This window comes from Bifidobacterium sp. (assembly GCF_051876855.1).
In the GTDB taxonomy this organism is placed as follows: domain Bacteria; phylum Actinomycetota; class Actinomycetes; order Actinomycetales; family Bifidobacteriaceae; genus Bifidobacterium.
The window spans coordinates 14,063-24,501 of record NZ_JBJEIH010000104.1 but is presented as its reverse complement, the minus strand read 5'-3'; the positions used below and the strand labels follow the sequence as shown (position 1 = coordinate 24,501).

10 protein-coding genes and 1 tRNA gene are annotated in these 10,439 nt (G+C 60.2%); 6 read left to right on the top strand and 5 right to left on the bottom strand.

What is annotated here, in order from left to right:
• A partial coding sequence (locus tag ACI38B_RS07005) for a hypothetical protein (RefSeq protein WP_439730114.1) occupies positions 1–249 on the top strand: 249 nt, incomplete at its 5' end.
• Positions 250–298: 49 nt separating this feature from the next.
• Here the strand turns inward: ACI38B_RS07005 and ACI38B_RS07000 are convergent.
• A complete protein-coding gene (locus tag ACI38B_RS07000; protein ID WP_439730113.1) occupies positions 299–610 on the bottom strand; it encodes a hypothetical protein in 312 nt (103 codons plus the stop codon).
• 389 nt (positions 611–999) lie between these two features.
• Positions 1,000–1,076 (bottom strand) — tRNA-Pro (locus tag ACI38B_RS06995).
• A gap of 164 nt (positions 1,077–1,240) precedes the next feature.
• Here ACI38B_RS06995 and lysS point away from each other — a divergent pair.
• Positions 1,241–2,866, top strand: a complete 1,626-nt coding sequence (gene lysS, locus ACI38B_RS06990; RefSeq protein ID WP_152571390.1) for a lysine--tRNA ligase — start codon at positions 1,241–1,243, stop codon at positions 2,864–2,866.
• A gap of 134 nt (positions 2,867–3,000) precedes the next feature.
• Here the strand turns inward: lysS and ACI38B_RS06985 are convergent, their stop codons facing one another.
• Positions 3,001–3,465, bottom strand: coding sequence for an AAA family ATPase (locus tag ACI38B_RS06985; RefSeq protein WP_439730112.1), 465 nt, complete (start codon positions 3,463–3,465; stop codon positions 3,001–3,003).
• Positions 3,466–4,073: 608 nt separating this feature from the next.
• On the opposite strand from ACI38B_RS06985, the gene menA reads away from it, so the two are divergent.
• Entirely contained in the window at positions 4,074–5,243 is a 1,170-nt protein-coding gene (gene menA, locus ACI38B_RS06980; protein ID WP_439730111.1) for a 1,4-dihydroxy-2-naphthoate octaprenyltransferase, read from the top strand.
• A gap of 101 nt (positions 5,244–5,344) precedes the next feature.
• Entirely contained in the window at positions 5,345–6,082 is a 738-nt protein-coding gene (locus ACI38B_RS06975) for a phosphoglyceromutase (protein ID WP_015450890.1), read from the top strand.
• Between the two features lie 271 nt (positions 6,083–6,353).
• Here the strand turns inward: ACI38B_RS06975 and phoU are convergent, their stop codons facing one another.
• Complete coding sequence (gene phoU / locus ACI38B_RS06970; protein WP_439730110.1) at positions 6,354–7,040, bottom strand: phosphate signaling complex protein PhoU; 687 nt, start codon at positions 7,038–7,040, stop codon at positions 6,354–6,356.
• A gap of 247 nt (positions 7,041–7,287) precedes the next feature.
• Between phoU and ACI38B_RS06965 the strand changes: the two genes are divergently transcribed.
• A complete protein-coding gene (locus tag ACI38B_RS06965) occupies positions 7,288–8,574 on the top strand; it encodes a sensor histidine kinase (protein ID WP_439730109.1) in 1,287 nt (428 codons plus the stop codon).
• A 164-nt stretch (positions 8,575–8,738) separates the two neighbouring features.
• Here ACI38B_RS06965 and ACI38B_RS06960 read toward each other — a convergent pair whose 3' ends face one another.
• On the bottom strand, positions 8,739–8,993 hold the full coding sequence (locus ACI38B_RS06960) for a DUF2530 domain-containing protein (RefSeq protein WP_015450886.1): 255 nt from the start codon (positions 8,991–8,993) through the stop codon (positions 8,739–8,741).
• A 74-nt stretch (positions 8,994–9,067) separates the two neighbouring features.
• Here ACI38B_RS06960 and manA point away from each other — a divergent pair.
• On the top strand, positions 9,068–10,439 hold a 1,372-nt coding region (gene manA / locus ACI38B_RS06955; protein ID WP_439730108.1), incomplete at its 3' end, for a mannose-6-phosphate isomerase, class I.

Below are 10,439 nucleotides of genomic sequence, written 5' to 3'. Positions count from 1 at the left end.
CGCGTCCGAAAGCAGATTCCGCGAGAAATTGAGATTCAGCGTGGTCCGAGCGGCGTGCGACGGTCGTCGGAAATCCCGGAATATCAACGATTCTGGATTGCCGACGATATCGGACAACCCGCGTGGAATCTTAATAAATCTCCAAATCGCGCTTCTATGGGAGATATTGAGACTTTTCTCTCAACATCTCTCCGGGAACGGCATATTGCTCGAGTTTTTCACATTCCGCAGGTGGGGTGGCCGACTTGACGCCACTCCGCGACAGAACGCAGATTTGCAACCAGACGCAGCCCCGCGGTCAGGAGCAGGTGCCGTCGTGGATTTGTTGTGCGATGGCCATTTCCGTATCTCCTGCCGCGTATTCTTCGAGCCTGGACTGATGATATTCGTTTCGCTGGCTGTTGACGCCCATGAACTGGTAAGCGTAGGCGTTGGTCACCGCCTCATACCGCGCTCCTGCAATCTTCGGGCGGACCGTACCACATGCGATAGAGATCGAACGATGCGCCAGCTCATGCTTGGCCGCGTCGAGCATCCAAGGGTCGCCGCGAGCACCCAGATCCCACAACACATACCCTGTGTTGAACATGATCTTGTTGCGATAATCCAACGTCCCGTCCTGACAGAAGAAGGCAACGGTGCTCGGATTGTTGCCTCCGCCGCACACCGAAAGGGGCTGCGCCCCCTGAGTCGGCGCACCTTGTGGTTGAGCGCCACGCGGGTTCGATCCCGAAGGACGGATTCCATAGGGCTGCGAACCGGATGACTGGTACTGACGGCCGTCCATATAAAGTCCATTCTTTATTGCGCTATTGCTCAGTGGCATTATAGTGTGCGCCCCAACCGCATACAGATACCCCCTGGCCGATCACTGTACAAACTGGTTGCGCTGGCGGCTCTCCCAGCGTAGATAGTTTGTGTGGAGCTGGACTCGCAGTTGGCCTATTAACCGAAAAAAGAAAGGCCAAATCACTGGAATTCCAATGATTTGGCCTTTGATGGTCGGGCTGGCGGGATTTGAACCCGCGGCCTCTTCGTCCCGAACGAAGCGCGCTACCAAGCTGCGCTACAGCCCGTTTTGGCAACGTCCGCTATCATACAGCAATTGCAGAACAATGCCAAATCGGTGTGTCGCGTTGTGTATTGGCACTTCGATACACTGGGGTGCATGACGAACCCTGAACAATCCGCGGAAGACGCCGCGGAACAGCATACCCAGCATACTGAAGACGCGCCGGTCATGACGACCGTCGAACATGCAGAACTTCTGCTGGAGCAAGACAAGAAGATCCGCTCCAATATCGATGAAGGCAAGAGCCTTGACGAGGCGATCGACCCGAGTAACAAGGAATTCGGCCCGCTCGCACACCCCGAGCAGGTTCAGATGCGTGTCGCCAAGCGCGCGCTCATGCTCAAGGAAGGTGTGCAGCCGTACCCGGTCCATGTCGATGTGACCGCAACTATCGGCGAGGTACGCGCCAAGTACGACGGCAAGCTCAACGCCGGTGACGAGACGCAGGATGTCGTCGGCATCGCCGGTCGCGTGCTTTTCCTGCGCAACGGCGGCGGCCTGTGCTTCGTCAAGCTCGCCCAAGGCGACGGCACCGCCATCCAGGGCATGATTTCCAAGAAGGAAATCGGTGCGGATTCCTTGAAGCAGTTCAAGCAGATGGTCGATTTGGGCGACCACCTGTTCCTCAAGGGCCGCGTCATCGCTTCGAAGACCGGCGAACTGTCCGTCTTCGCCAGCGAATGGCGTATCGCGGCGAAGGCCCTGCAGCCGTTGCCCGCGCTGCATAAGGAGTTGAGCGACGACACGCGCACCCGCAAGCCGTACATCGGCATGATTGCCGACGAACGCATTCGCGATATGGTGCGTAAGCGTTCCGCCGTGGTTTCCTCGCTGCGCCACACCTTCGAAGGCCATGACTTCCTCGAGGTCGAAACGCCAATGCTGCAGACCGTGCACGGCGGCGCCGCGGCACGCCCATTCACGACGCATATGAACGCCTTCGATATCGACCTGTATCTGCGCATCGCCCCGGAACTGTTCCTCAAGCGCTGCCTCGTGGGCGGTATCGACCGCGTGTTCGAAATCAACCGCGATTTCCGCAACGAAGGCGTCGACGCCACGCACGCCCCCGAGTTCACCATGCTCGAGGCCTATCAGGCGTACGGCAATTACGACACGATCGCCGCGCTGGTCAAGGAGCTCATCGTCAAGTCCGCGCTTGACGCCTTCGGCAGCACGAAGGTCACGCTGCTCAACGGTGAGGAATACGATTTCGGCGGCGAATGGAAGACCATCAGCATGTACGATTCGCTCTCCGAGGCGCTGGGCGAGGAAATCGTTCCGAACGGCGGGCCGGACAACCCCGGCACGTCGGTCGAGCACCTGGGCGAGATCGCCGACAAGCTGGGTGTGGAACGCGACGACGTGGAGAACCACGGCAAGCTGGTCGAGCACCTGTGGGAGCACTTCTACGAGGACAAGCTGTACGAGCCGACCTTCGTGCGCGACTTCCCGGTGGAGACCAGCCCGCTGGTCAAGTCCCACCGTTCAAAGCCCGGCGTGGTGGAGAAGTGGGATCTGTACGTGCGTGGCTTCGAGCTGGCGACCGGCTACTCCGAGCTCAACGATCCCGTGGTCCAGCGCGAACGGTTCGTCGCCCAGGCCAAAGACGCGCTCGCCGGCGATGTCGAAGCCATGGACATCGACGAGGACTTCCTCGAGGCGCTCGGTGTGGGCATGCCGCCGGCCGGTGGCACCGGCATGGGCATCGATCGTCTGCTCATCGCGCTGACCGGCGCGACCATCCGCGAAACGATCACCTTCCCGCTGACCAAGCCGCTGAATCTTCAGTAAGCCTCCGGATTTCTGAACTCCAGGGTTTCGTAGGTTTCCGGATTTCCAAGCATTGGTGCCGGCTCAGGATTCTTGAGGATTCTCGAGGATTCTGAACCGGCATCAATGCTCAGTGGGTAAGGCCGGGTCGTTTGTCATCTTTCGAGCATGTCGCGGGCGGACACGACGGTGAAGAGCCCGCTGTCTTTCATTTCGCGCGCTTGTTGCGCCAGCTCATCTGTCTTTACGAATAGCGCGTAGTAATGGGAAGTGTCAGCCATCGCGGCATATGGGAATTCATCGAAAATCAGCAGGAAGCGTTCGTCGCGGTTGCTGATGCGTTGTGCAATGAAGGACAACGCGTTCTGCCATGATGCGAATGACGGGGTGCTGTTGGGTAGATTGAAAAATGCGAATACCGCCGCGGAAAAATCGCGAAGATTGTTCGCTGTCGCCTGTTGGCGTGCGGTGAAGTACAGCGCATGCTTGTCATGCGAGAATTTGTCGAGCAGTGCGGTTTTCCCGACCCCTCGCCAGCCGAGCATGACCATCATCTGGAAGCTGTCGGTGTCCCGCATGCGGTTGAGGGCTTGCAGCTGTCGTGTTCGTCCGATGAACATCGTGATCGCTCCTACGTGCGTGACGATGTTGCTGCTGATTTGCAATACAGGGCTTTCGGCGGGTCGTCTGACGGCTGATTCCAAGCCCTCATGGTGTGAGCCGATCCTCACAAAACTCGGCATGCGGGTGCTGATGACGCTTGGTCCGGCAAGGCAAAGTGCCATTGTGTGAGCCGATCCTCACATCATGCCGGACATGGGTGCCCGTGATGGCCGATTGCGCCTGTTAGGCCTGTGCTGTGTGAGTGAATCCTCGCACGGTGACGGACTGTCGTGCCGATTGCCTCGGACCCCACTGATTGAGGTGCCATGGTGTGAGCCAATCCTCACACGGTGACGGGTGTTGGGGTTGGCAGCGTGTGATTTTCGCGTTCAAGTCCTCATTGTGTGAGCGAATCCTCACATCATGCCGGACATGGGTGCCCGTGATGGCCGATTGTGCCTGTTAGGCCTGTGTTGTGCGAGCCGATCCTCACACGGTGACGGGTGTTGGGGTTGACGGCGTGCTGTTTTCGTGGCTTGCACCGTTGCCTCCTCCGGCAACAGCGGCTATAGTTGATGGCCTGCTAATCGGCGATTTCGTCAGAGCAGAGGAGTAGGGAGGAGGTATGAGAGAGATGAAATTCGCGGATTGGATTCGTGGAGCCCGGCCGAAAACGCTGCCTTTGGCGGTGGCTCCGGTCATCACCGGCGCCGCTGTTGCGAGTGTGTCCGGCGCGCCGTATGATCCGCGGTTCCTTGCGGTGATGCTGTTGTGCATGGGCGTGGCGTTGTTCCTGCAGATCGCGGCGAATTTCGCGAATGATTATTCCGACGGGCTACGTGGCACTGACGTGGGGCGTGATGCGAGGTGCGCGGACGATATCGCAGAATCCCAAGAGCCTGACGTGACGGGTGCCGCTGGTGTCGTCGATACTACGGATGCGTCCGTTGCTTCCGACCGCGTTGATTTCGGTAAATCGGACTCGCGGGTTGGCGCAGTGCAATCCGACGCGGCTCAGACCGACACACACCCCGGTGCAGCACTGCCCGACCTTGCACAGTCCGACATCGTCCAGTCCGGCTCAGCCCAGCCCGGAATGCCTCAGCCGTGCACACCACTTGCTCCCGCCTCCCGTCGCAACGCACCAACCCGCTTGGTCGCTTCCGGCGTCGCTCCCAGACACGTATTGTTCGCTGCGGGCGTGAATGCCGTGCTCGCTTGCGCCTGCGGCCTTGCGGTATGTGCGCTGACCGGGTACTGGTGGTTCATCGCGGTCGGCGCGGCGTCGCTGATTGCCGGCTGGTGCTACGTGGGAGGAAGCCACCCGTACGGGTACCACTATCTGGGTGAAGTCTTCGTCTTCGTGTTCTTCGGGCTCGTGGCGGCATGCGGCACGATGTTCGCGCTGTCCGGCCGCGTCACGGCAGGCGGTGTGTGCGCGGGAACCGCGAACGGGCTGGTCGCGGTCGCCGTATTGTGCGTGAATAATCTGCGCGATATCGAATCCGACCGCGCGCATGGCAAACATACATGGATGACAGCGCTCGACCGCACGTGGGGCACGGTGTTCGCCGATGCGCTGTTGGTCGTGGCTTCGATTCTCGCCATCGCCCAGGTTGCCGGATGGTTCGTGTCGGTCCCTGTCATCATCGCGGTCTGCGTGTTCATGTGCATCGTCCAGATAGCCGCCTGCGATGCGATCAGCCGTGTCGACTACCGACGTGCCCTGCCCCTGTGCACGCTCGGTTCCCTGTCGGTCTCGTTGGTCTTTGCAGCGGCTGCGTTTCTCGTGTGATCGACGCGCTGGAACATGGTTGCGCAACGGGTGAGGGCGGCCGTGTCCGCACTTCGCGCAAGAGGACCGCATTTGGGAGGCCGAGGCGCTAGACTGAAACCATGACTTACAAACTAGTACTGCTCCGACATGGTCAGAGCGCATGGAACAAGACCAATCAGTTCACCGGCTGGGTGGATGTCCCGCTGACCGAGCAGGGCGTCGAGGAAGCCAAGCGCGGTGGCCAGCTCCTCAAGGAGAAGAACGTCCTTCCGGACATCGTGTTCACCTCCCTGCTGCGTCGCGCCATCAACACCGCGAATTACGCGCTTGACGAAGCCGATCGCCTGTGGATTCCTGTCCAGCGCAGCTGGCGCCTGAACGAGCGTCACTACGGTGCGCTGCAGGGCAAGAACAAGAAGGCCATCCGCGAGGAATACGGCGACGAGAAGTTCATGCTGTGGCGCCGCTCCTATGCCACCCCGCCGCCAGAGATCGATCCGAACGACGAGTATGCGCAGAACCATGATCCGCGCTACACCGGCGATCCGGTTCCGGAAGCCGAGTGCCTGGCGGATGTCGTCAAGCGCGTCGAGCCGTATTTCAAGTCCGCCATCGAGCCTGAGCTCAAGGCTGGCAAGACGGTTCTGATTGCCGCTCACGGCAACTCCCTGCGCGCCATCGTCAAGATGCTCGACGGCCTGTCGGAGGAAGAGATCGCCAAGGTCAACATTCCGACCGCTATCCCGCTGCTGTACGAGCTGGACGAGAACTTCAAGCCGATCAAGCCGCGTGGCGAGTACCTCGATCCTGAGGCTGCCGCTGCCGGTGCCGCCGCTGTTGCCAACCAGGGCAAGTAAGTCCGGTTTGCAGGCATAGGCCTGGATTCTTTCGCAAGTGCCCGCGTCGCCCGTATCAGGCGGCGCGGGTACTTGCATTCTGTGGGGGCAACAGTATCTGCGGGGGCAACAGTAGGAGACGGTAATAGGGAAGGTGCCAACGAAGCTATACGTGTACGGCTGTACATACGCGCAGCCGCGCATAAAGCAGGTGGGCCTGCGCCCCCATATGAGGCGCAGGCCCACCTGCTTCAGAATCTGATTGAAGGCACCCGCTGTTCAGCGGTTCCAGTCACAGGTCGACGACGGGCGTGTCTTCGTCGCGGCCGGGGTCCTTGCTCGGATCGAAGCCGGAGACGATGTACACCACGCGCCGCGCGGCGGACACCGCGTGATCGCCGAGCCGCTCGAGGAAGCGGCCGATCAGAACCACGTCAATGAGCTGCTGCTTCGTGCCGTTCCACTGGTCCGAGAGCACCAGTTCAAAGGTCTGATGGTGCAGTTGGTCAAGCTTGTCGTCATCGAGGATGATGCTCTCCGCGATCTTCGTATCCCTGTCCGCGAGCATGTCCACAATGCGGTCAGCCGTGTTGCGCAGGAACGCAACCATCTGCGCGAAGACCTCACGGGACTCCTCAGGCAGTGCGTTCTGCGGGTATGCTCGACGGGCGGCCTCCGCGATATGCCGGGCCAGGTCGCCCATACGCTCGAAGGTCGAAGCCAGGCGCAAGGTGGAGACGACGACTCTCAAATCGGTCGCCACCGGGTTCTGCTTAGCCAGCAGCCTCACACACTGGTCAACGATGCTGGACTCCAAAGCGTCGATTTCGATATCGCCGTCGATAACCGCCTGGGCCTTGTCGATATCCGCGTTCATCAGCGCATCCCCAGCGCCGTTGATCGCCTTGCGGACGTCTTGCGCCATACGATCGAGATCGTCGGCGACGGCTTTCATCTCCTCATTGAAAATAACGCGCATTGCTCTGCCTTTCCGGGATTGTTCCATTCACTGCGTGAGCGGTCGCGCACGCTTCCTTGTTGGTCATCGGATGCTGTTGCCGCAGTCGCCACTTCTCTCAGTTTATTCGCAACACGCGCGGAATGCCACATCAGCGGGGCGCGGTTGGCGATGGTTCGTACAGAATTCATGTAACCGTTCATCTGCGGTTCATCTTGGTGTCGTCTCGGTGTGGCATCGCCACCGCAAACTGTGCGACAATGGCCACATGGGCTCATCTTGGACTGTATGGTATTGCGTGGTCGCGGTGACGATCGTCGCCTGTGTGGCTGCCGTCATCGCTGTGACGTTGGACGATATTCGTCATGGGGTCAATCCGTTGCGGCGGCTCACCTCCCACCCACAAGGCGGTTTTCTGGGACTGGGGCATCGCACGGACCAGCGGCAGGGACAGCAAGACGGGGAAGACCTTGAGGATTCCACACAAGCGATTCTGGCGATGATTCCGGTCGCATCCGCGGTGGTGGACGACCACGATGACGTCATCAGGGCGAGCGCCGCCGCGTATACGCTCGGTGTGGTACGGGACGAGTCGTTGTGCAACGAGGATATTCTCGCGGCGGTCCATGAAGTGCGCAGTACCGGCGGACGCAAACAGTTGGATATCACCACGCAGACCGTCCCGCAGCGTATCGTCGGGCCGAATGGGGAGTCGGCGCAGGAAGCGGGATTGCAGCAGGTCAGGGTCGTCAACGGCGTGTCGCGGCCGAATTGGCTGAAAGTCACTGTCGGCAGGATCAACGCGCGTTTCGTCGTCGTGCTGCTGGATGATGTCAGCGAATCGATTCGGTTCAGCCAAGTCCGAGAATCCTTCATCCAGAACGTTTCTGAACAGCTCATTGAGCCTTCGCAAGCGTTGGAGCGTCTTGCGGATTCACTGGAGCATGACGATCTTGACCGTGAGTCGGTCAGGCGGCAGGCCGTCGAAGTGAGACACGCGTGCAAACACATGGAGCATATGGTTTCCGATCTGCTGCTGCTCATCCGCTCGCAGGAGCCTGTCACCCCTTCGAGCCATAACCGGATCAATGTCATGGACCAGCTGCGCGATGTCGTACAATCCCATCTCGAGCAGGCGCAGCAAGCCGGAGTGCAGATCGAACTGTCCGGAGACGACAGCCTTGATATCAACGGCGAATCAGATCAAATCAAGGCCGCGGTGGGCAAGCTCATCGAAAACGCAATCGGGTATTCCCCGCAAGGCGCGACGGTCGCGGTCTCGGTCAAGCGCTCGCAGGATGGCGGGCACGCGTCCGTCAGCGTCATCGACCGCGGGTGCGGCATACCGAAGGCAGAACAGGAGCGCGTGTTCGAGCGTTTCTATCGTGGCAGCGAGCAGAACGAGCGGACCGAGCACGGCATCGGTCTGGGGCTTGCGATTGTCAAGCATGTGGCGTTGACCCATCACGGCAATGTGACGGTATGGAGCGTTCCCGGGCAGGGAAGCACGTTTACGATGTCGCTGCCGCTTGCGCAGGATATGGTGACAGCCTGAATCTACTACCCTGACCCAAACGGGCAGGCCGGGCACATAATCTGTGGATGTTCAGGGCACCCGGGGCGCGGGTACCGGTGATGTTCTTGATACGTGAGTTTCCTGCGTCGTTGTTTACCGATTCGCGTCAGCGCCGTCGCAACAGCGGGAAGGTGGCGCAACGGCTATTTTCCGAGCCTGCGATAATCCCAACGGTCGAAATGTTCCCAGACGAGTAGGATGATTCCGACGAGCACGCCGGCTACGCATACGACCAGTTCCTTGAGTGCGGGCACATGCAATGCGAGGAGCATAGCGCACACAATCAATGCCGCCATCCACACCGCCGTACCGATGAGGAACACCTTTCTCAGGTCGACACGCACGGGCTTGGGCGACGGCCTGCGGGCCGCCGGATCGAAAATCGGAGCCAACTTCATACCATTACCATAACGTGCGGGGTAACCTTATAAGGTGTTGTTCGCCGGAAGAAAGGATTGCCACAGCCGTGTATGTGATACGTCCAGTCCCAAAACGCTATGCGTGGGGATCCTACAGCCGTCTGCAAACCCTGTTCGCCGACGAGCTGCCTGCGCAGATGCTGGACGACGGCCAGCCGCTCGCCGAAATGTGGTTCAGCGGGCACCCGCAGTCGCCCTCGCGGCTCGAGGCCCCGGACGGTTCGTTCACTACGGTGCCGCAGGCGATTCGCGACCATCCTGAAGCGATGGTCGGGCGGCGCGTTTCCGAGCAGTTTGGCCCGGAACTGCCTTTCCTGTTCAAAATCATCGCTGCACGCATCCCTCTGTCGTTGCAGGTGCATCCTGTGGATTTTGAAGCGCGCGCAGGGTTCAACGCACAAAACGCGCAAGGTATAGCGATGGACGCCCCGGAACGCTCATTCCATGACGCCGAAGCGAAAAGCGAGATGGTCGTCGCCCTGGAGCCGTTCCACGCTTCCGTCGGCTTCGGCACCATCAGCTTCATGTTGCGTAATCTCAGCATGGTCGGCCATCCGCTTGCATCGCGCATGGTCGAAGCGTTGACCGAACGGACCATGCGCATCGGACAAACGCCGGAAGGGTTCGAGCAGGCTGATGCGATGATGCCGGTGTCTTCGATGGTCTGGCCTGATTCGCGTCGACGCATTTTCCGTGCCTTCTATACGGCGATTACCGCCGCCAAGACGGACGACCTGCAAACGCAGTTGCGGTACGCCTCGCTGCGGGTCAGCGATTCTGTCTCCAGGCTCGCGTTCCGGCATGCGCTCGCCGCCGCCGAGGCGTTTCCCGGAGACCCCAGCGTACTCACATTGCTGATGCTCAACCCGGTCTCGCTTCAGGAGGGTGAATCCGTGTTTATCCCCGCCGGGACTCCGCACGCGTACATCCATGGCATGGCCGCTGAAATCATGAACAATTCAGACAATGTGCTCAGAGCGGGAATGACCGTGAAGCATAAGGACATTCCACGGTTGCTGCATACGCTCAACTGTCAGCCCGGAGCCCCGGTGGATCCTGCCGATGCGCAGTTCGGGGACATGGCGACACGTGACGGCAACCTCATCGTGTACCGGCCGCATATCGATCAGTTCATGCTGGCGTACGGCACCAACGGTCCGCACGCCCAGGCGTGGCCGGTGATGGACAGGGTCCATCGGCGCTATGGTGCGTTGTTGCGGCAGCTGACCTTGGGGCGTGTGGATCAGGGGCGCAACAAGCCGCGTATCGTGTTGTGCACTCATGGGATGGTGCGATGCTCCAGCGAACAGGAATCCCGCGTGCTTTCAGCCGGGCAGGCGGTGTTCGTGCCCGCCTGCGAAGGGTGGGTCACTGTGGAATCCGCCGGGGATGATGGCAAAGGCGGGACCGGTCAAGATGGTCAAG